Below are 20,953 nucleotides of genomic sequence, written 5' to 3'. Positions count from 1 at the left end.
CGGGCCCTTCCTCCCCCCCCCCCCCCGGCCGGTGGTGTCATGCGGTACGTACGGCGGTGGACTGGCGGGCTGGTGCGCTACGGGACGTAAACGATGCGGTCATCGGTTTGGGCATTCCATGTCTCGCTGACCTGAGCGAGGGGCACGGGACGGGCCTGCACGGCGATCGCGTCGGTGTGCACCGCGGCGGCGAGTTCCGGCAGCTCCGCGAGGAAGTCGCGGGCCGGTACCGAGCCGATTCCGCTGCCGCAGATCTGCAGCCGCGACGCGCGCAGCAGCGAGGAGTCGACGGGAATCGTCTGACCGGCGACGGATCCGATCTGGATCCAGTCCAGCGGAGCGCTGCGGTCGCGGCGGGCGGTGATCATCGCGGTCATCGCTCGGGCGGACGGTTCTCCCCACACGTAGTCGATGACGATGTCGACGTCGGCGGCGCGGTCGGCGCGCTCGAAGGTCACTGTTTCGTCCGCGCCGAGGTCGTGCAGTGCCTCGAGCCGGGAAGCGTTGCGTCCGGCGGCGATCACGTATGCGGCACCGAACCGTTTGGCGATCTGCACCGCCATCCGGCCGGCGCTGCCGGTGGCGCCGAGGACGAGGACGCATTGACCCTTCCGGAACGCGATACGGCGACGCAGCGCGACCCAGGACGACATTGCCGGGTTCATCGCGGCGGCGATGCGCACCGGGTCGGCGTCGTCCGGCAGTAGCACGCTGCGGCGGGGGTCGATCACCGTCTGCTCGGCGAGCGTGCCCAGGTCGCTGTCGTCCACCACCGTGTACCTGAGATTTCCGTGCTGGTCGCGTACGACGGCGTCGACGCCGGGAACGAACGGGAACGTGCCGGTGCTGCTGTAGTGCGTGCCGTTCGCCCGAGCCCTGACCAGTTGGTGCAAACCTGCCGCGAGAACGTCCACGACCATCTCGTTCTCCCGCTGGGCGACCGGGGCGGGGTACTCGCTGTACCGCGGCGGAGCGTCGAAGCTGGTGACAACAGCGGCGTGCATGGCAACTCCTCGTATTTGATTGGTATTGCAAACTAAATTGAGTTTGGTTGGTAATGCAAACTATGTCAAGTAGGATCCGGGCATGGGATCTGACGACGCGCTCGAGGACGCTCTCGTCCGGACGTCATTCCGGGTGATGGCCGTGCTCACCCGCATCGGTTCGGAGCACGATCTGTCCCTCACCCAACTGCGGCTGCTCGGCCTGCTGCGCGACCGCCGACCGCGCATGACCGATCTGGCGGCGTTCCTGGGGCTGGACAAGTCCACGATGTCGGGCCTCGTCGAACGGGCAGAGCGTCGAGGCCTCGTGGCGCGGGGCAAGTCGCCGCAGGATCGCCGGGTGGTCGATGTGTTCATCACTCCGATGGGCAGCGAACTCGTGCAACGGGTGCAGGAGGAGATCCACGCGGCCCTCGCGCCCTATACCGCACGTCTAGCTGAGGACGACCGCCAGGTGCTCACACAACTGCTCGATTCCCTTTCGGGAAGGCCAACGGGGGACAACGGGAAAGAAGGGTCGACGAACGCACTGTGAGCCCAGATCAACGCACCGACCCCGATACGGGAACGCCGAGCAGGGAAACACCACCGGCGATCACGGGCCGGGATCGGAGACCGGTGACGGGCCGACCTCGGAAAACAGGCATTAGCTTGTGCGCCAACTCATCTGGCACAGGACAGCGGACCCGTCGTGAATGGCATGCCAGCGCTCGAGCGTGGATTGCTCGCCCGTCAACCGCTTCGGTCCGTGTTCGGCCCAGCAAGCGCTGTGGGCGACGACCGCCTAATCCACTACCCGGCCCAGCCTGTTCGACAGATACCAGTGATCGGAGGCCTGCACGGCCCCGGGGAGCGCCCGTCGGGCACCCCTGGCATCAGGCGGTAGAGCCGTCGCGCACGATGATCTCGACACCGGGATGTTCGTATGACCATGCCCGCGATGAATCGAGCTTGCGATCGGGCAGCACGTCGATCCATTCGTGGGTGGCGGCGTCGATCAGCACGCTGGCATACCGCTGCCCGCGACGCAACGCGAAGTCGTCGACGCCCAGCACTTTCGGCACTGGCCGATTCGGCAGCGGAATACCCAGCAGCGCCCGGATCGCGGTTCGACGCGACAACCGGAACGCCATCGCTGACAGCAGCCGCACACTGGCTCGTTCGGCCATCTCGCGCACGACCGACTGCACCTGCTGCGTCACACGCGTGGTGCGACGCTGATGGCGGCCGAGGGCACCGGGCACCTGCTCTCGAAACATCGTGCGGCAGTTCTGTGTTGGGCACACCAGTCGCCGAACTCGGACCCGTGGCATGACGGACCTGCCGGCGACCGGAACGTCGACCACGGTCCGATGGTGACACGCATGCAACCGCGTTGATTCTGCTCCGCGGCACGGGCACGCGGCTGGACTATCCGGCGTCCGCGCCCGCACCAAGATCCGCTCGCCCTCATCGACCACATCCTGAACCACCAATGGGCGTAACCATGAAAAGACGACGACGGCAGGAACATTCACCAAAAACACCGGCACATCGTGCCGTCACCGGTACCTGATCACCACCGAAAGTGGGCCGTTCATCCGGCACTCCCGTCGAATTCGATAACGAGGCGGGCGAGGGTGTCGGGGGACTCCAATTGGGGGAGATGTCCTGCGTCGGAGATGATTTCGAGGCGTGCCCCGGGGATCGCGTTCGCGTAGGCGGTGGCGTGCGTGAGAGGGATCATGCGGTCGCACTGACCCCAGGTGATCAGTGTTGGGGTAGTGATGGCCGGGAGGCGGTCGAGCAGGGTGGGGTCGGTCATGGCGGTGCCGCCGTAGGTCTGCAGGGTGGCGCGGTTGCCCGCAATGGTGGCGAGTCGTTGCGGGGGAAGGGAATTCATGTCGATGCGGAAGGCGTCGGGGTGGCAGTAGCTGAGGTCGGCGACCTCGTCCATGGTCAGGGCGAAGAAGTCCGCGATCGGGGTGGCCGGGAGATCCAGGCCGGCGGCGTTCGCGATGACCACCCTGCCGACTCGTTCGTTGGACAGCAGGGCGATCTCGGCGGCGATCCAGCCGCCGAGGGAATTGCCGATCACGGTGACATCGGGTAATTCCAGTCGATCCAGCAGCTCCACGTACAGCCGCACCAAATCGGCAATGGTGGTGAGGGTTTCGGGCCGCGGTGTGCCGTCGAAACCGGGGTGAGTGGGGACGATCACCCGCCGTTCGAAGCGGTCGGCCAGCAACGCGGCGAAGCCGGACACCGAGAGTGGCCCGGCGCCGCCGTGCAGCAGGAGCACTGGCCGTCCATTGCAGTGGTCGGTGACGGTCAGCTCGATGGGTGTGTTGTCGAGGGTGAAGCGGTGGATGGTCATCGGAGTGTTTCCGTTCTTCTGGGCAAGCCAACGATGTAAGCAAGCTTATATAAGGTTCCTTATATCAACAACCTGATTTCGTGGGTTATGATCGGCCGGTGGAACCCTCGTTGCAGCAACTCGGGCAGGCGGTGAAGCGCCTGCAGTGGCGACACCATCGGGAGGCCAATCGTCGGCTGGCCGAGGTGGGCTTGTCGATCGCGCAGTGGGATGTGCTGCGGAATCTGCATGAGCGTCCGGAGGCGTCGCTGCACGAACTGGCGCAGTTGACTTTTCAGACCGACCAGTCGATGGGGACGCTGGCCTCCCGCATGATCGAACGCGGCCTGCTGGAACGCGTCGCCAGCCCCGGACGAGCCGTGCGGCATCGGCCAACGGGTGAGGGGGAGCGGGTGCGCCGCGCAGGCGCGAGTTTGATGGACGAGGTGTTGAAAGAGACCATCGGCGTACTGGATTCGACCGATCGCGCAGTGCTGTACCGCCTGCTGATCGCAGCCGCCGCGGGAGAGTAGTTGTCGCGACAGCAGAGCCAGGGCGTCAGGTCCGAGCACGACCGTTGCTTGACGATCTGCGGCTCGAAGATGCTGTCGCGGTCACGGGGCATGTCGATCCGCCCGTGACCGGTCGCCTCGCCGCCAGGCTCCTCGACCTCGCTTTTCTGCCTGCTGCTGACGTTCGTCGTCGCGATACCGATGGCGATTCTGCTGATACCGGTCACCGCGATGACGAGCGAAGCCACGACGGGATGATTGTCGGAGCAGCGGCGTGATTGTGCTACTTCGTGTCCGTGGCGATCGCAGCGGAAGCTCAGCGCGCACACGACCCGGACGGCGAGCCCAGCGCAGGTGCGGTGGGGACGCCCGGGTTGCTCGCCGATGTCGGTGCCGCAGTGGCGCAGGTGACCGATGTCGGGCTCGTGGGGGGTGAGTCGTGGTGCGTACGATCGCTGATCACCCACCAGGCGATGGCGGCCACGACGACGAGGACGACGATCCACGTCGGTCCGGGCCGGTTGCGGCTTCGTGGTTGCGAGGCCGGATTGATCCGAGTGGTGGCCGGCCTGGACGGTGCGGGTGTCGCTGTGGGTGCGGCGCGGAGCGCGGCTCGCGCCGCCGTGGCCAGGTCCCCCGCCGTGCGATAACGGTCGTCGGGGTTCTTCGCCATTCCCCGCCCGATGACCGCGTCGAATGCGGCAGGCACCGCTGCCGATGCGGACGGTCGTGGCGGTGGCGCGTTCAAGTGGGCGGTGATCTGCTGCTCGATGCTGTCCCCGGGGAATGGTTGGGAGCCCGTCAAGCATTGGTACAGAACACAAGTCAGGGAGTATACATCCGAGCGGGCGTCGCAGGCGCCGTGCAGGAGCCGTTCCGGTGCGGTGTAGGCGAAACTGCCGATTGCCGCACCGGTGGTGGTCAAGCTGGAGTCGCCGCTGCCGACAGCGATCCCGAAATCGATCAGGTACGCGAAATCGCCCGCGGTGACGAGGATGTTCGAGGGCTTCACATCGCGGTGCACGAGCGCGGCCCGATGCGCTGCGTCGAGGGCCGAGCCGATCTGCCGGATGTACTCCACCGCAGTGTCTTTCGCTATCGGTCCGGTGCCGAGCAGGGCGGCGATGTCGTGACCCTCGACCAGCCGCATGTCCAGATAGAGGCGCCCGTCGATCTCGCCATAGTCGTGGATCGGGACGACATGCGGTTCGCTCAACCGCGCCGCAGCGTGCGCCTCCCGCCGGAATCGCTCGCGATATTTGGGGTCGTGCGCCAGATGTTGCGCCAGCACTTTGAGCGCCACCACCCGATCGGTCTCGGTGTCGTAGGCCCGATAGACCTGCCCCATTCCACCCGCGCCGAGCATCTCGAGCAGCCGGTACCGCCCGAATGGAGTCCCATCCACCCTGTACGACTATCACATCGGAGCCCAGATCTCTGCCCGAATCATCCCTGTCGCAACAATGCTCGCGGACTTCGCCGGAAATCCACCGAAGACACGGTCTCAGGGCGGACGTGGTAAGAATTTTCGAGTGACAAGCAGCCCCGACCCGGATCGTCCAGCGCGGTCGAAGTCACGGAAGGATCTGGTCGAGCGTTCGGCACCCCTGCTTCCCGCAGGCAGTGAAATCCGGCAGGTGTTCATCTGCCAGACCGCGCCCAGCTTCGTCTTCTTCCTCATCACATATCTCACTGGTCTTACGATGTTCTGGAACAAGTACCGTTGCGTGGCAGTCACTCAGAACGCCATATATGTGCTGGAGAGCAGCAAGTTGTCGGGCGGCGCCAAGCCGCAGCAGCTGGTGGGCGCGTTGCCGCGACACACCCAGCTCGGTCCGGTCTCCGGCCTATGGGGGCAGGTGAACATCCTGGGCCAGCGCCATTGGGTCCACAAGCGCTTTCACGACGCAATCGCTGCCGCCGACCATGAGGCCGGCCTCACCCGCTGAAGCACGGGCCGGTCAACCGGTTTCCCGTACTCGACCTGTTCGAAGCCGCCAGGGACATGAGCTTCACTCGCTGCCGCACTCACCCGCTACGAGAAGGTCGCGAAAGCGAAATCGGCGACATGAGACACCGTCTTTGGCCAGCTGAGTTCCTGAGCATCTCCCGTCGTAGCCTTGAACCAGCCAGTGGCTGTGTCGCGGCATCCCGACCAACCGTAGGAGGCGCGTGATGATCTTCATCGTCGTCAAATTCAAGACCAAGCCCGAACGGGCGGACGAATGGCTCGACATCGTCGGCTCGTTTACCGCGGCTACCCGAGCCGAGGAGGGCAACCTCTGGTTCGACTGGTCTCGCAGCGTCGACGACCCGACCGAATTCGTCCTGGTGGAGGCATTCCGAGACCAGGCCGCCGGCAGTGCACACGTCGGCAGCCCTCACTTCAAGGCCGCAATGGCCGAACTTCCCGCGGCCCTCGCGCAGACCCCGCGCATTATCAGTCAGACCATCGATGCCACCGACTGGTCCGAAATGGGGGAGATGACCGTCGAATAGCCGCGTCTGTGAAACGCCGCATCGCAGCCCGGCTTCGCTGGAGTGGTGGGCGTTCTGGCGACTGTCTTGATGACGGTATCGTCAGCGCTCGGATTGGGTGCTGATCGATGGCCATGAGCACCGAGGTAATTCGGTGCGGCTCGCCGGGGATCAGTGGGCCTGGCAGATACTCACCCAGTGTCTTCGGCGAGCCGCCGGTGAGCTGTTCTACGTCGCCGTGGCGCGTGGAAAGCGGCCGTTCCATTGTTGTATGAAGTGCGCCCTGCTGGGCCTGCGACAGCCGAGGCCGGGAGCTGGGGCTGGGTAATCGTCAACCGGCAGCCAAACAGAGGTGCTCTTACAGTGGAATGGTTCTATGTAGCTATGTGCATCTGACGATGTCTTCGGCCGGATAATCGCTCAACGTGCAGGCGAGGCAAAGAGGCCAACAAACGATCGAGCACAGCGACATCGACTACGCGCGCGATCACTGCCTGGCTGTGCCGGTGAATTCCAACGTCGTTCATCGGTGGACCGCGACGTCAGGGAGCAGGTCCAAGTGTTGTTTTCATCGATGAAAAGTGACGTCACCGGATCGGCGTGTCCAAACGGTGAGCGTGTCGGAGGAACACGCCCCGTCGGGTCGTCCGATGGACGGCTCGAGTTGGTCAGACGCTGTCAGTCGGTCACCGTCAGCGCGAGCAGGGCAGCGTGAGACCTCGTGATCACCACGAAGTGATCGACGATGTTCGTGTAGTAGCCCTAGCCCGGTGTGGTGCAGACGGTGAGCCGAGGCTTGTCCCAGACGACGGCGTCGGTGTTCTGGTCGTGGCAGCGGGCAGCGTTCGAGACGCCTTCGTAAACCGCTGTGAGGCGGCTTGTTTCAGGTTCATGCGCGTCGCAGTCGACGCGACGCCTTTCCCTGACATCGGTGAAGTTCCAGCAATCACCGACCCGGAAGTTGTTGGCGAAGCAGTAGAGGGCCAAGCGGACGCCGTCATCGGTGCGATGGTGGTAGGAGACCGCGGCCATCGGATCACCGCATTCCATGCCCGCGGTTTCCGGCGCGAGCTGATACTTCTCCACCAGGCGATAATTCGCCTGTACAGAATCGCAATCGGCGGGTCCGCCGACCTGGTTCGTGCGATCGTAGAGGGCGCACTCGCCGATCTCGAGTCGCTCGTAGATGTTCGGGTAGGCGACGGCGGTGCCCGAGCTCGCCAGGCTCACAATTGCCGCTGCGATGCCGACGGTGAATCCCCCTAGGTGACGACGCATGATGGATTCTCCCCCTTGATGTTTCGAACGATCGGAGATGAGGCTACTCGGCCACGGCGATGTGGGCCCAACCAGGTCATGTCGACTTGTGCGCCGAGCTGCAGAGATCCGGTGTCTTGATCTCGGCGGGGGATTTGTCGATACGGATACCCCGCCAGCTGGGATGACGCAGTCCCTCGGGGGTAGCTTCCCGGTATTCGATATCGGCGACCAACTCGGGCTCGACCCAGTGCGCCAGCACGGCGGCGGCGCGTCGAAAGGTGTGTCGGGGCGGGCGAGTTCGTTCAGGCGGGTGCGTAGACTGCGCCGTCCGGCGATTTTCCATCCGGTCCCGGCGGTGGTGGACCGACACGAGTCTGTCCACCACCAACGGTGACTGCTGGCACGCACCAAGCGCTGAGGGTTCAGGGCGACCAGGGTCCGCGGCCCGGTCATCCGTTACTTTGCCGACCACGTCGGCAATCCTGCAACAGCGGCCGCAGCCTGCGGGGGTTGTCTATCCGGTGTGGACGTGAACGCGGGGCTCGGCGTCGACCAGGCTGGTGAGGGTCGCCCATTCGTCGAGTTCGGCGAGGCGTGCGGTGAGCGCGGTGCGCATACTGTCGGCGCCGGCGATGCCCAGGGCGAGGCGGCGGGGCGGGGTGTCGCCGGCCACGGCTGTGCGGATGGCGGCGGCCACGCGATCGACGCCGGAGAACGCCGATGCCGGCAGCGCTTGGATCGCCAGCAGTAGAGCGCGCACCGTCTGGTCGTAGTCGGCGTGGGTTGCTGTAGCCGTGTCGAGGTTGGACAGGAAAGGCGTTGCGGTGAGGCCGGGCTGAACGAGAGTCACGTGGATTCCGAGTGGCGCCACTTCGGCTGCGAGCGCGTCGGAAAGCCCTTCGACGGCGTACTTGGTGGCTGCGAGCAGCCCGACGCCGGGATCTGCGGTCTGGCCGTAGTAGGACGAGCCCTGCAGGATGTGCCCGGACCGCTGGGCCCGCAGCACCGGCAGTGTCGCGCGCAGCACGTTGAGTACGCCGAAGACGTTGGTGTCGAAGATCGCCCGTGCCTGCGCGTCGGCTGCTTCCTCGACCGCTCCGAAGAGTCCGTAGCCGGCGAGGTTGGCGACGATGTCGATGCGGCCGAAGCGAGCCACGCTCTGCTCGACCGCCTTCGCGACGGCTGTCTCGTCGCGCACGTCTGCCTCGATCGTGAGAAGTCGGTCGGGTTCTCCCAAGTCACAGAGGGTTTCGGTGTGTCGAGCCACCGCGACCACAGTTTCTCCGGCCGTCAGCGCCTGAACTGCGAGCTCGCGTCCGATGCCCGAGGAGGCGCCGGTGATGAACCAGATCGGTGGGGTGTTTCCTGCATTCGTCATGTTGTGAGCGTAACCGTTTAGCTAACAACGTTTCAAGTCGTTTCAGCGCAGATGTTGTGATCAACTGGGTTAGCCGCTTGTCGTGTTGGTATCGTGGAGGAGTGGAGGCGACGCGTGAGGCACCGAAGTGGAGCGATGATGCGGCTGCCTTGGTGTTGCAGTTCGTCAACACCAGAGCCGACGGCGCGGGGCGTGTCGAGGTCTTCGGCACTGCTTCGGGATTCGCGGACTGGGCGATCGAGCATGGCCTGGTCGACGCCGCCATCGTGGTGACCGACTCCGACGCGGTGGCTGCGCGTGAGCTTCGCGACGCATTGGTCACGGTGCTGCTGACACACTCGGGTGATCCAGATATCGGTGACGCCCAGATCGCCGAGGCGGAACGGTATCTGCTGCAGGCCGGTGTGCGCTATCCGCTCACAACGGTCGTCACCGCGGAAACGGCTCAGCTTCTCGCCGGATCGACCGGTGTCCCCGGCGCTTTGGGTGCCGTTCTCGCCGCGGTGACCGAGACGGCGCAGCGCGGGGACTGGATGCGGATCAAGGCATGCTGCAATCCGCCGTGCCACTTCGGCTTCATCGATCGCACCCGCAACCGGGCGGCGCGCTACTGCAGCCCCGGATGCGGATCGCAGGTGTCGATGCGCGCTCTTCGGCAGCGCCGCAAGCAAGCCAGCTCCTGAAGGACTCGGTCCACCAGAACATCGACCGCTGCGGCAATGCCGGCCAGAGCATCGAGAGCCGCCAGATCAGGTTCGGAGCCAGCGCGGCAAGCGTTCCCGCCGACGACGAGGCGTCGCGTGAGACCCGACGCCTGTCACTGCGGCAACCACCCGACTGCGCAAGGGGCACCCCGCCGTCCCGGATGAATGGCTTACGACGGCTGCCGGGTCGGCATGATCGTGACCTGCTGCAGGTTCACGTGCGCGGGCTGGGACGCCAGGAAGTTGACGGCCTCGGCGATATCTTCCGGATCGAGCCAGGTCATCGCCTGTTTCGAACTCTCGAGCCATTCGTGGGCGCCGGCGTCGGTGACGTGGCTCTGCAGTTCCGTGCCGACGATGCCCGGCTCGATCGCGGAGACACGAACATCCTTGGCGCCGAGTTCCGCGCGCAGGGTCCGCGACAGGTGCGTCACGTAGGCCTTGGTGCCCGAGTACACCGCGAAATTCGGGAACAGGTTCTGCGCGGCGATCGAGGACGTGTTGACCAGGTCGGCCACGCCCTTGTCCGCGGCCGCGGCGATCAATTGCGGTAGGAACGCGCCGATGGCATTCATCAGGCCGGTCACGTTCAGATCGATCTGCTGCTGCCACTGCTCGACCGGCAGCTCCTCGACGGGTGCGGGCAGCATGACACCCGCATTGTTGAACAGCAGATCGGCGGTACCGAGTTCGGCGGCCACCCGCTCGGCCGCGGTGCGCAGGGCCTGCGCATCGGTGACGTCGACGGTCAGGGCCAGCGCCGTCCCGCCCGCCTGTTCGATCTCCTCGGCCAGGAGTTCGAGCCGATCGGCCCGGCGTGCGAGCACGGCCACCGCCGCCCCGGACGCGGCCAACCGCTTGGCAGTGGCCGCGCCGATGCCGCTGGAGGCACCGGTCACCACGGCAACGCGGCCGGCGAGCGGGGAGGTGTTGTGAGTAGTCATGGGTGTGATCTCTCCTGTGTGTCGTCCGCGGCGGATGCGCCGCGCATTCGATACAACAGCGGGAACAGGGGCCGCGGCCGGCCTAATTGCGCCTTGCTCGACCTAGGTTCGGCGAACCTGGGTCCAGCAGACCGACCTTGGTTGCGATCTGTGGCTGCCGTGTCCGTCAGACTGGATCCATGGAGCACAATGCCGAGCTGAAGGAGTTCTTACGCACCCGCCGCGCGCGCCTGAACGTCGATGACATGCAGATCGGCGGCACGGGCGGGGTACGCCGGGTGCCGGGGCTGCGCCGCGAGGAAGTTGCCCAGCTCGCCGGGGTCAGCGTGGACTACTACAGCCGCCTCGAGCAGGGACGCAATATCAACGTCTCCGACGAGGTCCTCGACGCCGTGGCCCGCGCCCTGCGCCTGGACGAGGTCGAGCGCTCCTATCTGTTCCAGATCGCCCGGGCGAATCCGCGGCGCGTCCGGCGCCGGACTCCGGCGCGAGTGCAGCGGGTCCGTCCCGGGATCCGCCGCATCCTCGAGACGCTCGACGACGTGATGCCTGCCTTCGTCTTCGGCCGCCGCATGGACATCCTCGCCGCCAACCGTCTCGCCCGGGCGCTGATCACCGACTTCGAGGCGCTCCCGCCCCGGGACCGAAATATGTTGCGCTACACCTTCCTCGACGAGTCCGCCCGCGAGCTGTACCTCGATTGGGAAGAGGTCGCCCGGGACAACGTCGCGGTCCTGCGCTTGGACGCCGGGCGTCACCCGGACGACCCGCTGCTGGCCGAACTCGTCGGCGAATTGGCGGTCAAGAGCCCGCAATTCCGGCGCTGGTGGGCCGACCACAACGTCCGCGAACGCAGTCACGGCAGCAAGCGCTACCACCATCCCCTCGTCGGTGATCTCACCATCGACTACGAAAGCGTCTCGCTACCAGGCGATCCCGACCAGACGCTGTGCATCTACACCGCCGAGGCGGGCTCGGCGTCGGAGACCGCACTGCGGCTGCTCGCCGCGTGGACCGGGTCGCAGGCTCCGCCCTTGAACCCGGGGACCGGCGGTTCCGATGCGGAACACCCCCGTGCGCGGCATGCTGAACGGTTGGACACCGAGGAACGCTGATATTCAGGGCTCGAGTAGTCCGGAAGACTCGAGCAACCTCAGTGGGCGATCCCAACGTATCGAGAGTGATCGTCGATACCGGTGACCAGCTTGCATTCCCGAACGTCAGCCAGGAACACAAATACCTCAACAGGGGCCGCGGCGAAAGTTATCAGTCGGGCCGTCGCGGCGCCGGCTCGCCTCATGAATCCTTGACAGCCCCACCGATCTGCCCCAGCAGCGTCGTGCTCACCTCGATGAACCACTCAGGCGGCGTGTTCGAAGATGGGCAGACCATGCGAATCCCGTTGTGGCGCAGCCTGAGCGAGGTCCATACCTGCAGGTCATCCGCTGCTACCGATGCCGATGGCATACCTAAGTGATCATCCTGTGTGTCGATCGCCAACGCGATCGGGACTCATGTCGCGCTGGTGCACGGCAGGACCGGACGACTGCGGTGTTCGGCGGTCCCGTGTCGAGTTCGCCCGATCGCCGAATTCGCCTCTACTGTGGGAGTCGCGCATTGACCACGCGTCGAAACGACATTACGGCCACGAATATGATTGGCGTGCAACATGGTTCGCCCATGGGTGCCGATGGCGAGCGGGTATTGCTGTACTCCCCGGAGTTCGCGGCCGATCCGCATCGAGCCTACCGGGACATGCGGGCCCGCTATGGTTCGCTCGCGCCGGTGGAGTTGGCGCCGGGCGTGCCCGCGACGCTGGTGCTCAGTTATCGCACCGCGGTGCACATTCTGCATGATCCGCAGCACTTCCCGGCCGACCCGCGCACGTGGCAGTCGAAGGTCTCCGCCGACTGCTCGGTGCTGCCGGTGCTGGAATGGCGGCCCAACGCGATGCGCAGCGCGGGCGCCGAGCATGCCCGCTACCGGGAGGCCAACACCGCGGCCATCAATGCCGTGGACCTGCACGCCCTGCACGCCACGGTGGAGCGGATCGCGGTCCCGCTGATCAACACCTTCTGTACGGCGGGCAGCGCCGAGTTGGTCTCGCAGTACGCGTTTCCGCTCGCATTCGAGGTGATCAACGTCCTGCTGGGGTGCCCACCGGAGATCGGGCAGGAGGTCGCCGCCGCGACCGCAGCGGTCTTCGACGGCGTCGACGCCGAAGTGGGCAACCGCATGCTCAGCGCGGCGTTGCTGCGGTTGCTCGAACTCAAGCGCGCCGAACCGGGCGAGGACATCACCACCCGCCTGCTCCAGCATCCGGCCCAGCTCGACGACGCCGAGGTCATCCACCAGCTCGTCGTGCTCTACGGTGCGGGAATCGAGCCGCTGCAGAACCTGATCATCAACAGTCTCGTGCTGATCCTGTCCGACGACCGTTTCGGTGGCAATGTTCTCGGTGGGAGCCTGTCCACCCGCGATGCGTTGGACGAAGTGCTGTTCGCCGACCCGCCGATGGCCAACTTCTCCGTCACCTACCCGCGCCAGCCGATCCTGATCGACGATGTGTGGCTACCAGCCCACCATCCAGTCGTCATCAGCTTCGCTGCGTGCAACAACGATCCGGCGATCAGCGCCGAGAATCGCAACGGCAACCGATCGCATCTGGCGTGGGGCGCCGGACCGCACGCCTGTCCGGCGCGCAGCCCGGCCTACTTGATCGCCCAGGACGCGATCGACCAGCTGTTGGACGCGTTGCCGGAGCTGCGGCCCGCGGTACCGGTGCCGGAATTGACCTGGCGGCCAGGGCCTTTCCATCGTGCCCTGACCGCGCTACCGGTCGTCTTCCCCGCGACCCCGCCTTGGCAGCAGTAAACCGGCGCCACGACATTCAGGACGGGGCGCCTGCCGCGAACTGCGCCAGATTCGACGGCCGCGCGAAGGCGGCGGCGAACGCGTCGGCCAGCGTCGAGTCGTGCTGCGCGGCCAGCATCATCTCCTGCATCGCCGGAGGTGGGTCGAGCACCGTCGCGGTCCACCGCGCCGCGGGATGCGCCACGGCCGAAAGCCACGGCGCTGCTGTCCATTCCATCCAATCCCGGTCGTAGGGGCCGCCGGGATGGTGCAGGATCGCTTCCGCGTAGCGGATCGCGCACTGCACCGCATTGTTGGCGCCCTGCGCGCCGCCCGGGTCCATCCGGCAGACGACGTCGCCGCCGCCGAGCACCGGCCTGCCCGAGGGCAGGGTGCCGACCGGCCTGCGCATGACGGGCCTCACGGCGCCGACCAGCGTCGCTCCGGCGTCGGTCAGCTCGGCATCGCGATACCGTTCGGCGAGCTCGGCGGGCAGGTGCTGGTCGATGAGCTGCTTGGCCTGCCGCAATCGTTGCGTCGGCGTGCCGAGCTGGTCGAAGACGTCGAGGGCGCCGCCGGGCCGCGCCTCGAAAAGCACGATCTCGCAGCGTCGCTCCTGGCCAGGCCGTCCGGTCAGTCCGGGGTAGGAGATCACTTCACTGTGCTCGGGCAGCGCGGTGTAGCAGCCGAGGTGGTGCGGCTCGGGCCGGACGCCGTCGAGGTACAGCACCGCGAGCCGCCGCTGCGGCTCGGCGGGCACGGTCCACGCCGGATCGTTCTCGAAACAGGCGGCGAGTTCGGGCGCCGCGCGGGTCACCGCGGTCAGGTCGTAGTCGGCGGCGGCGCGGTCGACTTCCGTCACCGACGGGGCGGCGACGCGCAGATCGCCGCCCGCGGACCGGAATTCGTCCAGCCATCGTGCGAAGACGGTCCGCTGGTCCACGCTTTGCGCCGGGCGGGTGAAGCGTCCGGCCCAGGCCGCCACCGCCGTGCGATCGACGGCCATGGTGAACCGGATGCCCTCGATGTTCGGCGCGCTCGTCCGCCAGAAGCCCAGCCCCGCATCCGATTCGAGATCGAGCGTCGGCGAGAATTTGACCTGCGTGCTGGTCACCGTGCCCGCGAGAATCGCTTCGGCATCGCGATCGGTCACCAGTGTGACCGCGCTACTGCCGCGCAAGAGGCAATAAGCGAGAGGTAACCCGCATTCGCCCGCTCCGAGTACCTGTATCCGTTCCGCCATGGTGTCCTTTCGGTCGTGAGATCGACTGCGGCGATAGCGAAATCGTCGAGGAATAGGTGATTGCGGCACATCGGTAGACACGGGCCGGGCCGCCCGAGCACCCCGGCATGCTGCGGGTGGGCGCCGGTTCCCGCCCCGACTGCCTGCTCGTGCCCGGATTTTCCGGCACGCGACCCGACTACACTGCACTGCTGTGTCGGTAAGACGTTCGTCGGGGTCGGGCCTCCCGCCAGCGGCCACCAGCGATTTCGTCGGCCGCGCACGTGAGCTGGAGAAGATCGGGATGTTACTGCTCGGTCCCACTCGCCTGATCACGCTGATCGGCGCGGGCGGCATCGGCAAGACCCGGCTGGCGACGGAGGCCGTGCACCGGTTCCACAGGGCGCGGCGGGTGCCGGTGCACTGGGTGCGGCTGGCCCTCCTGTCCAGGGACGCCGACGTGGCGGCGGTGGAAGAGCAGGTCGCGCGGTCGCTGATCGACGCGGACTTCTCCGGACGGTCGGCATGGGAGGCGATGCTCGACACCCTCCAGCGCCGCGACGCGGTCGGACGCGCCTTGCAGACCATCCTGGTGATGGACAATTGCGAGCACGTCTTGGACGGTGCGGGCCGGGTGATCGCCGACTTGCTCGACGCGGCGCCCGGGCTCACCGTGCTGGCCACCAGCCGCGAGGCTATCGGCTGGATCGACGAGCAACTCGTGCCCGTGCCCGCACTGTCCACCGAACAAGCGCTGACCTTGTTCCGTGGACGCGCAGAACTGACCGGGCACACGATCGCCGACGACGATGCCGAGATGGCCGCCGCGATCTGCAGGCACGTGCACAACCACCCTCTCTACATCCGGCTGGCCGCCGCGCGCCTGCTACGCCAGCCGCTGGCGATGATCCTGCGTGACCTCACCGGAGAGGCGAGCGATCGGCGGCTGCGCTGGTCGCACGGCCCCCGGGTCGGCGCCGACCAACGGCATCAGGGCATTCGCGACGTCATCGCCTGGTCGTATGACCTGTGCCGGCACAAGGAGCGGCTGCTGTTGGAGCGGCTGTCGGTCTTCGCGGCCGGTTACGACGTCGACCACGAGGACGCGGCCCTGCCCGGTCCGGACGTCGGCGCCGATCTGGAGGCGATCGGAGCGGTCTGCGCCGACGACGACCCCGACGGCTTGGCCCACGCCGAGATCGAGGACCTGCTGGAGCGCCTGGCGGACCAATCGCTGGTCTCGGTCCACCTGACCGCGACCACGGTGCGCTACTCGCTGCTGGAGAGCGTTCGGGTGTTCGCCCAGCAACGCCTACGCGAACGCGGTGCGGAGTTCGACCGTTCGGCCCGCAGGCACCGTCGGTACTACCACGACAAAGTCGTTGCGGCGCAGGTCGAATGGTTCGGCCCGACCGAGCAGGATTTGCTGGACTGGGCACAGGCGGCCTGGGACAACCTGCTGTGCGCCATCGAGGGCAGTCTCGGCACGCCGGGCGAGGCCGCGGTGGGCTTGGAGATCGCGGTCGGGCTCATCGCGCTGCGCAGCCCGTTCTTCACCGGCTCGTTGCGCGAGCCGCGCCACTGGGCGGAGCGCACCCTCGCTGCCAGCCGACGCCTCGATCCACAGCCTGTCCAGTTGCAGATCTCGGCGATGGCGCTGATCGGGTGGATCAGCATGTGCCAAGGCGTCCATGACGATGCCACGCGCATGCTCGACGAGTGCGTCGCCACCTGCGTGCCGGACCCCGCCACCCGTTCCGAGTGGCGAGAGCACCCCGAACGCGATTTCGATCTGCCCGCCATTGTCGAATTCGCCAGGGGCAGTGAACTGATGCTGGTGTGCGTAGACGTGCGCGCGATTCCCGTCCTGGCCCGCGCCCGAACGAAATTTGCCGCGCAGGGCGATCGCGGCGGCGCCGCGATGAGCGAACTGTTCGAGGCGCTGGCCGCCGCTTTCCTCGGCACGCCGACCCAGGCACTGGAGACCGCACGGCAGCATATGAAAAACGCGGAGCGGTCCGGTGCGCGGTGGGCCACGTCGTGGGCCGAACTTGCCTGGGCGATCGCGCTGACCAAACACGGTGACCCGAACGAGGCTCTCGCCGTGGGGCGTACGACGCTGACCGACCAGCTCGCCATGCGCGATCAATGGGGCGCCACGTGGGCCATCCATCTCCGCGCGTGGTCGCTGGCGCGCCTGATCACCGACGCGGCCGACAAGCGATCGGACGTCGTGACCGGATGGGCGCGTGATATCGCCCGTCTCGTCGGGGGCGCCGCCAGACTGCGGCACAAACTCGGGGTGGACATCGGCAATCTTCGGCCGTTCGCGACCGAGACCGACGCCGCCGTGGCAGCTGCTCGCGAAGTTCTCGGCGCGTCGGCCTTCACGGTGGCCGAGCGGGAGGGCGCGCTGCTGCGGCCCGAGCTCGGCGAGGTGGCGCAGCTGGCGCTGGGCCGCCTGTCGCTGGACCGTCTGCCGGTCGACCACCCGGTCCGGCGGGAGCGACCCTCGCGCTGGCAGGAGCTGTCGACGGCTGAACAGGACGTGGCGGTCCTGGCCGCGGCGGGCTGGACCAACACCGCGATCGCCGCTAGGCGTGGCAGCTCCTTCAAAACCGTGGACGCCCAGATGGCCGCGATCTTGCACAAACTGATGATCGGCTCGCGGGAAGATATCCGCGCTCTGGTGCCCGCCGACCGGCGCAGCCAGGTGATCGAGGAAGCCGCGCGCAAGCCGCAGCGCACCCGGCGCTCGTGACACCGCGAAGTGGGTTGGGCTGAAGCCTCATAACGTCTGCTCCTGTGTGGTGAACGCCGTGCCGAATACAGGGCGTTCGCAGGAGCGTGCACGCGATCTCGGATGCACCGGTGAATTTCGGGTCCAACCCTCGTCGATATCTCTGGATGTACCGGAGGAGATGATCATGGGCCTTCCCTCAGGAGTGGCTGCCAGGTGATCTCGTCGACGCAGAGAGGAATCCAGGCATGACGAGACCGTTTCGATTCGGGGTCGTTGCCCCGCTCAGAACTGACCTGCCGACGTGGCGAGATCGCGTGCGCCGCATCGCCGACAGCGGCTACTCGACGCTGCTGGTGCCCGACTTCCCACAGATGCAACCGGCGCCCGGTCCCATGCTGGCCACCGTCGCGGCTCTGACCGACCTGCGCGTGGGCACGTGGGTGTACGCCTCTCCGCTACGCCCGGCCTGGCTGACGGCGTGGGAAGCGCACTCGCTGTCGCTGCTGACCGAGGGTCGCTTCGAGATGGGCATCGGCACCGGTAGACCGGGAATCGAGGACGAGCTGCGCGACAAGGGACTGCCCGTTGTACCGCCGCCGAACGAGCGGCTGGCACAGGTACGTGAGACCGTCAGGACGCTGCGAGAACTCGACGGCCCCGACCTGCACACGCCCGTGGCGATGGCCGTACTCGGTCCGAAGGCGCGGGCGTTGGCGGCCGAGGTCGCAGACACGGTCACCTTCGCGCTGGGGGATCAGCCGCGGAGCGAAGTCGAGCGGCTGGCACGCGACTTCCACACCATCGGGGACGTCGAGCTCGCGCTCGCCGTGCCGGTTATCGGTGACACTGTCGCGCCGCACATGGCGCGCCCCGACACCGACCCTGCTGCGCTTCGCGCGGCGGACGCACTGACCGTACTTCCGGACGATCCGGCGGCCGCCGCCGAGGAAATCCAGCGGCGACGGGAGGAGATCGGCTTCTCCTATTTCATTTTCGGCGCCGACTTCGCCGACAGGTTCGCTCCGGTCGTAGCCGAGCTCGCCGGACGGTAGTCGGGCGTCGATGACGCGAGCCTCGCGGCACGGCTCGAATACGCGCCCTGGCGACGCCGTCGTCTTGGCACCCCAACATCCGCTCACGCCGCCTATCGCGCGATCCTGAACGTCCGCTGCTGCCGACGAGCGGACGCCAGCACCGCGGCTGCCGACGCCCCGGTGTGTCCGGGGCGTCGTGATGCCCAGCTTGTGTTCAGCGATTGTGTTGTGGCGCACCGGCACCCGGGTGTCGATCGGGAGTGCGCAGAGGAGCGCCGACGTGGTGCAGGTGTCTCAGCGCCTCGCGGTAAGAGGAGATCAGGCCAGTTTCGTGGTAGGGCACGCCGATTTCGGTGCAGTAGTCGCGGACGATCACCTGGGCGTGACGCAGGTTCGGCGTGGGCATGCTCGGGAACAAATGATGCTCGATCTGATAGTTGAGCCCGCCGAGGGCGAGGTCGGTCAACGCGCCACCCCGCACGTTGCGGGAGGTCAGCACCTGGCGACGGAGGTAGTCGGGGCGGTCGTCGCCGGTCAAGGTTGGCATGCCCTTGTGGTTCGGGGCGAAGATACAGCCCATGTACAGGCCGAAGAGGCCCTGGTGGACAGCAAAGAACGCGAAGGCTTTGTCGGCGGGCAGAACCGCGAACAGTGCGGCCGAGTAGGTGGCGAAGTGGCCGAACAGCAGTGCGCCCTCCAATCCGCGATGTTTGACCGATCGATTTCTGAGCGCACGTACGCCGGCCACATGGAGGTTCAGGCCCTCCAGCAACAGGAGGGGAAAGAACAGGAACGCCTGCGCTCTCCCGATGAGACGAGCCAGACCGCGGCTGGACCGTGCCTGCTGTTGTGACCAGACCAGAATGTCGGGCGCGACATCGGGGTCGAGTTCCTCGTGGTTCGGGTTGGCGTGATGCCGGGTGTGCTTGTCCTGCCACCAGCCGTAGCCCAGGCCGATGCCGGCGTTGCCGACGAGTCGTCCCACCAGCTCCGTCGGCTGCCGTAGCCGGAAGACTTGGCGGTGCGCGACATCATGCATGACGAGTGCGATTTGAGCGAACGTCACGGCCATGAACCCCGCGACCAGCAGCGTCCACCACGAATCTCCGATGAGGACGAACGCCGCCCAGCCGGCTGCGAACGCGACCCCGACGACGCTGAGCCGGATGGCGTAGTAGACGGGACGCCGGTTCATCAGCCCCGCGTCGGAGATCCGGCGCAACAGACGGGCGTAATCACCGTCAGCACCGCGTCGCGGTGACTGTGACTCGGGGACCAGGGCAGGTGTCGTCATAGATCTTCCTGAGAGCTGGGTCGGAGACGCCACCTCCGTCCGTCGACGATGCTGGCCGGTCGACGGTGGAGCGGGGCGCCGATTTCGATACCCCGAAGCTATCGGCCGGATTCTCGTTACCCGTAACCCTTTGGTATGACATGGAATCGGACTGCGGTGTGATATCGGATGGCGACTGGGTCCGGCCGGGCTACCTGTTCGTCGAGCCTCGTCGTCACGTGGCGACCCTCGATCTGCTCGACGACGCTGAGACAGTAGCGTTCGCCCGCGCTGTCCGCTCGTCGATCGGTGCCCTGCGCCGGGTTCTCGAACCCGCCCACGTCTTCACCTTCGTGGCGGGCCTGAGCGCGGCCGGTGTCCACCTCCACCAGCACGTCTTCACCCGACCGGCCAGCACCGCACGAGATGTGCCGTGGCACAACGCCGATTCTCCGGACGCGCCTCAAATCCCCGCATCCGGACTCGATGCGCTCTGTGCCGAGCCGACGGCAGCGTTACCGGGCTGAGGCGTACCCGAAGCCGATGCACAGCGCCGCATACCGCGCTGACCGAACCTGCCGGCGCGGCACCTCGGAAGATCAACGCGCCGTCGGCATCTGCCGCCGTCCCGGCACACCATCATGCCGAAGAGCGCATTCCGAAACGAGCAGGTGTCCCGACGGTCGAGGCGGTGCAGCTGCACCCGCGTCGACCAGTGGTCAGTACCGACTGCACAGCCGTTGTCAGCGTGTATCGCATTGTGAGCGTGGCGATTCGAAGTGGAGACGACGTCAGACTCCGTCTCTATGGTGGACCGATGGCGTCGGTTAGACAGCTCCAAGTCACCTTCGACTGCTCGGAACCTGAGCACGTCGCTCGTTTCTGGTCTGAGGTGTTGGGATACGAGCACCGGGGCTCAGCGTGTATTGATCCCTCAGGTGCGGGCCCGCGCCTGTACTTCCAGCGTGTGCCCGAGGGGAAGGTCGTGAAGAATCGGCTGCATCTCGACGTGCGGGTCGGCACCGGTCTCGTGGGTGACGAGCGCGTGGCTGCACTCGAGTCCGAATGCGCACGACTGGTCGCGCTCGGCGCAATACGCGTGCGACTACTGCGCGCCGATGGCGTCAACGAGTCGTGCCTGGTAATGCAGGACATCGAGGGCAACGAGTTCTGTCTCGACTGAGTAGCCGAGAACGTGGCACCTTCGCGCGGA

Annotated in this window: 23 protein-coding genes; 13 read left to right on the top strand and 10 right to left on the bottom strand. The window is 66.6% G+C overall.

Annotated features, from left to right (window positions below; all coding sequences use genetic code 11):
• Window positions 1-77 precede the first annotated feature (77 nt).
• Window positions 78-1,004: a zinc-binding dehydrogenase gene (locus tag AC3EO7_RS33960; RefSeq protein WP_431972613.1), complete on the bottom strand. Its 927-nt coding sequence runs from the start codon at window positions 1,002-1,004 to the stop codon at window positions 78-80.
• 82 nt (window positions 1,005-1,086) lie between these two features.
• Between AC3EO7_RS33960 and AC3EO7_RS33955 the strand changes: the two genes are divergently transcribed.
• Window positions 1,087-1,539 (top strand): MarR family winged helix-turn-helix transcriptional regulator, encoded by a 453-nt coding sequence (locus AC3EO7_RS33955; protein WP_431972614.1) that lies wholly within the window; start codon window positions 1,087-1,089, stop codon window positions 1,537-1,539.
• Between the two features lie 340 nt (window positions 1,540-1,879).
• On the opposite strand, the gene AC3EO7_RS33950 is transcribed toward AC3EO7_RS33955, so the two are convergent.
• Window positions 1,880-2,536 carry a hypothetical protein gene (locus AC3EO7_RS33950; RefSeq protein ID WP_435593436.1) on the bottom strand — a complete coding sequence of 219 codons (657 nt, stop codon included), beginning with the start codon at window positions 2,534-2,536 and terminating at the stop codon, window positions 1,880-1,882.
• Between the two features lie 44 nt (window positions 2,537-2,580).
• A complete protein-coding gene (locus tag AC3EO7_RS33945; RefSeq protein WP_435593435.1) occupies window positions 2,581-3,360 on the bottom strand; it encodes an alpha/beta fold hydrolase in 780 nt (259 codons plus the stop codon).
• 110 nt (window positions 3,361-3,470) lie between these two features.
• Between AC3EO7_RS33945 and AC3EO7_RS33940 the strand changes: the two genes are divergently transcribed.
• Both AC3EO7_RS33940 and AC3EO7_RS33935 read left to right on the top strand, forming a co-directional pair.
• Window positions 3,471-3,872, top strand: coding sequence for a MarR family winged helix-turn-helix transcriptional regulator (locus tag AC3EO7_RS33940; RefSeq protein ID WP_435593434.1), 402 nt, complete (start codon window positions 3,471-3,473; stop codon window positions 3,870-3,872).
• Between the two features lie 44 nt (window positions 3,873-3,916).
• Complete coding sequence (locus AC3EO7_RS33935; protein WP_431972621.1) at window positions 3,917-4,129, top strand: hypothetical protein; 213 nt, start codon at window positions 3,917-3,919, stop codon at window positions 4,127-4,129.
• Between the two features lie 38 nt (window positions 4,130-4,167).
• Here AC3EO7_RS33935 and AC3EO7_RS33930 read toward each other — a convergent pair whose 3' ends face one another.
• Window positions 4,168-5,256 (bottom strand): serine/threonine-protein kinase, encoded by a 1,089-nt coding sequence (locus AC3EO7_RS33930; RefSeq protein ID WP_435593433.1) that lies wholly within the window; start codon window positions 5,254-5,256, stop codon window positions 4,168-4,170.
• A gap of 127 nt (window positions 5,257-5,383) precedes the next feature.
• On the opposite strand from AC3EO7_RS33930, the gene AC3EO7_RS33925 reads away from it, so the two are divergent.
• Together AC3EO7_RS33925 and AC3EO7_RS33920 are read left to right on the top strand one after the other, a co-directional pair.
• Complete coding sequence (locus AC3EO7_RS33925) at window positions 5,384-5,800, top strand: hypothetical protein (RefSeq protein ID WP_431972623.1); 417 nt, start codon at window positions 5,384-5,386, stop codon at window positions 5,798-5,800.
• A gap of 226 nt (window positions 5,801-6,026) precedes the next feature.
• Entirely contained in the window at window positions 6,027-6,350 is a 324-nt protein-coding gene (locus AC3EO7_RS33920; RefSeq protein ID WP_431972624.1) for a putative quinol monooxygenase, read from the top strand.
• A 741-nt stretch (window positions 6,351-7,091) separates the two neighbouring features.
• Here the strand turns inward: AC3EO7_RS33920 and AC3EO7_RS33915 are convergent.
• From AC3EO7_RS33915 to AC3EO7_RS33905, 3 genes are all read right to left on the bottom strand, one after another.
• Window positions 7,092-7,607, bottom strand: a complete 516-nt coding sequence (locus AC3EO7_RS33915) for a hypothetical protein (RefSeq protein ID WP_435593432.1) — start codon at window positions 7,605-7,607, stop codon at window positions 7,092-7,094.
• Window positions 7,608-7,683: 76 nt separating this feature from the next.
• Window positions 7,684-7,932, bottom strand: a complete 249-nt coding sequence (locus AC3EO7_RS33910) for an ATP dependent DNA ligase (RefSeq protein ID WP_431972635.1) — start codon at window positions 7,930-7,932, stop codon at window positions 7,684-7,686.
• A gap of 171 nt (window positions 7,933-8,103) precedes the next feature.
• Window positions 8,104-8,967, bottom strand: a complete 864-nt coding sequence (locus tag AC3EO7_RS33905; protein WP_431972626.1) for an SDR family NAD(P)-dependent oxidoreductase — start codon at window positions 8,965-8,967, stop codon at window positions 8,104-8,106.
• A gap of 101 nt (window positions 8,968-9,068) precedes the next feature.
• Between AC3EO7_RS33905 and AC3EO7_RS33900 the strand changes: the two genes are divergently transcribed.
• Complete coding sequence (locus tag AC3EO7_RS33900) at window positions 9,069-9,650, top strand: CGNR zinc finger domain-containing protein (protein WP_431972627.1); 582 nt, start codon at window positions 9,069-9,071, stop codon at window positions 9,648-9,650.
• A 191-nt stretch (window positions 9,651-9,841) separates the two neighbouring features.
• Here the strand turns inward: AC3EO7_RS33900 and AC3EO7_RS33895 are convergent, their stop codons facing one another.
• The gene (locus tag AC3EO7_RS33895) at window positions 9,842-10,615 is read right to left on the bottom strand and encodes an SDR family oxidoreductase (RefSeq protein WP_435593431.1); all 774 of its coding nucleotides are present in this window, start codon (window positions 10,613-10,615) and stop codon (window positions 9,842-9,844) included.
• A 179-nt stretch (window positions 10,616-10,794) separates the two neighbouring features.
• Here AC3EO7_RS33895 and AC3EO7_RS33890 point away from each other — a divergent pair, with 179 nt between their 5' ends.
• From AC3EO7_RS33890 to AC3EO7_RS33880, 3 genes are all read left to right on the top strand, one after another.
• Complete coding sequence (locus tag AC3EO7_RS33890; protein WP_435593430.1) at window positions 10,795-11,730, top strand: helix-turn-helix transcriptional regulator; 936 nt, start codon at window positions 10,795-10,797, stop codon at window positions 11,728-11,730.
• Window positions 11,731-11,795: 65 nt separating this feature from the next.
• A complete protein-coding gene (locus AC3EO7_RS33885; protein WP_431971586.1) occupies window positions 11,796-12,092 on the top strand; it encodes a hypothetical protein in 297 nt (98 codons plus the stop codon).
• 203 nt (window positions 12,093-12,295) lie between these two features.
• A complete protein-coding gene (locus AC3EO7_RS33880) occupies window positions 12,296-13,489 on the top strand; it encodes a cytochrome P450 family protein (protein WP_431971585.1) in 1,194 nt (397 codons plus the stop codon).
• 16 nt (window positions 13,490-13,505) lie between these two features.
• Here AC3EO7_RS33880 and AC3EO7_RS33875 read toward each other — a convergent pair whose 3' ends face one another.
• The gene (locus AC3EO7_RS33875) at window positions 13,506-14,621 is read right to left on the bottom strand and encodes a styrene monooxygenase/indole monooxygenase family protein (RefSeq protein ID WP_435593429.1); all 1,116 of its coding nucleotides are present in this window, start codon (window positions 14,619-14,621) and stop codon (window positions 13,506-13,508) included.
• A gap of 283 nt (window positions 14,622-14,904) precedes the next feature.
• On the opposite strand from AC3EO7_RS33875, the gene AC3EO7_RS33870 reads away from it, so the two are divergent.
• Together AC3EO7_RS33870 and AC3EO7_RS33865 are read left to right on the top strand one after the other, a co-directional pair.
• A complete protein-coding gene (locus tag AC3EO7_RS33870; RefSeq protein ID WP_435593428.1) occupies window positions 14,905-17,451 on the top strand; it encodes a hypothetical protein in 2,547 nt (848 codons plus the stop codon).
• A gap of 227 nt (window positions 17,452-17,678) precedes the next feature.
• Window positions 17,679-18,485, top strand: coding sequence for an LLM class flavin-dependent oxidoreductase (locus AC3EO7_RS33865; RefSeq protein ID WP_431971582.1), 807 nt, complete (start codon window positions 17,679-17,681; stop codon window positions 18,483-18,485).
• A gap of 196 nt (window positions 18,486-18,681) precedes the next feature.
• Here AC3EO7_RS33865 and AC3EO7_RS33860 read toward each other — a convergent pair whose 3' ends face one another.
• Complete coding sequence (locus tag AC3EO7_RS33860; protein WP_488186312.1) at window positions 18,682-19,662, bottom strand: fatty acid desaturase family protein; 981 nt, start codon at window positions 19,660-19,662, stop codon at window positions 18,682-18,684.
• A 164-nt stretch (window positions 19,663-19,826) separates the two neighbouring features.
• On the opposite strand from AC3EO7_RS33860, the gene AC3EO7_RS33855 reads away from it, so the two are divergent.
• Window positions 19,827-20,267 (top strand): HIT family protein, encoded by a 441-nt coding sequence (locus tag AC3EO7_RS33855; RefSeq protein WP_431971579.1) that lies wholly within the window; start codon window positions 19,827-19,829, stop codon window positions 20,265-20,267.
• Window positions 20,268-20,557: 290 nt separating this feature from the next.
• Window positions 20,558-20,923, top strand: coding sequence for a VOC family protein (locus AC3EO7_RS33850; protein ID WP_431971594.1), 366 nt, complete (start codon window positions 20,558-20,560; stop codon window positions 20,921-20,923).
• The last annotated feature ends 30 nt before the right edge of the window (window positions 20,924-20,953 follow it).

It is taken from the genome of Nocardia sp. bgisy118 (assembly GCF_057708605.1).
Note: the sequence above shows the minus strand (reverse complement) of the source record. Positions and strands in the feature narration are given on the sequence as shown.

Coding starts and splice junctions, on each gene's coding strand:
- AC3EO7_RS33960 (WP_431972613.1), bottom strand. CDS start 1,004: ATGCACGCCGCTGTTGTCACCAGCTTCGACGCTCCGCCGCGGTACAGC.
- AC3EO7_RS33955 (WP_431972614.1), top strand. CDS start 1,087: ATGGGATCTGACGACGCGCTCGAGGACGCTCTCGTCCGGACGTCATTC.
- AC3EO7_RS33945 (WP_435593435.1), bottom strand. CDS start 3,360: ATGACCATCCACCGCTTCACCCTCGACAACACACCCATCGAGCTGACC.
- AC3EO7_RS33920 (WP_431972624.1), top strand. CDS start 6,027: ATGATCTTCATCGTCGTCAAATTCAAGACCAAGCCCGAACGGGCGGAC.
- AC3EO7_RS33915 (WP_435593432.1), bottom strand. CDS start 7,607: ATGCGTCGTCACCTAGGGGGATTCACCGTCGGCATCGCAGCGGCAATT.
- AC3EO7_RS33910 (WP_431972635.1), bottom strand. CDS start 7,932: ATGGAAAATCGCCGGACGGCGCAGTCTACGCACCCGCCTGAACGAACT.
- AC3EO7_RS33905 (WP_431972626.1), bottom strand. CDS start 8,967: ATGACGAATGCAGGAAACACCCCACCGATCTGGTTCATCACCGGCGCC.
- AC3EO7_RS33895 (WP_435593431.1), bottom strand. CDS start 10,615: ATGACTACTCACAACACCTCCCCGCTCGCCGGCCGCGTTGCCGTGGTG.
- AC3EO7_RS33890 (WP_435593430.1), top strand. CDS start 10,795: ATGGAGCACAATGCCGAGCTGAAGGAGTTCTTACGCACCCGCCGCGCG.
- AC3EO7_RS33880 (WP_431971585.1), top strand. CDS start 12,296: ATGGGTGCCGATGGCGAGCGGGTATTGCTGTACTCCCCGGAGTTCGCG.
- AC3EO7_RS33865 (WP_431971582.1), top strand. CDS start 17,679: ATGACGAGACCGTTTCGATTCGGGGTCGTTGCCCCGCTCAGAACTGAC.
- AC3EO7_RS33860 (WP_488186312.1), bottom strand. CDS start 19,662: ATGAACCGGCGTCCCGTCTACTACGCCATCCGGCTCAGCGTCGTCGGG.
- AC3EO7_RS33850 (WP_431971594.1), top strand. CDS start 20,558: ATGGCGTCGGTTAGACAGCTCCAAGTCACCTTCGACTGCTCGGAACCT.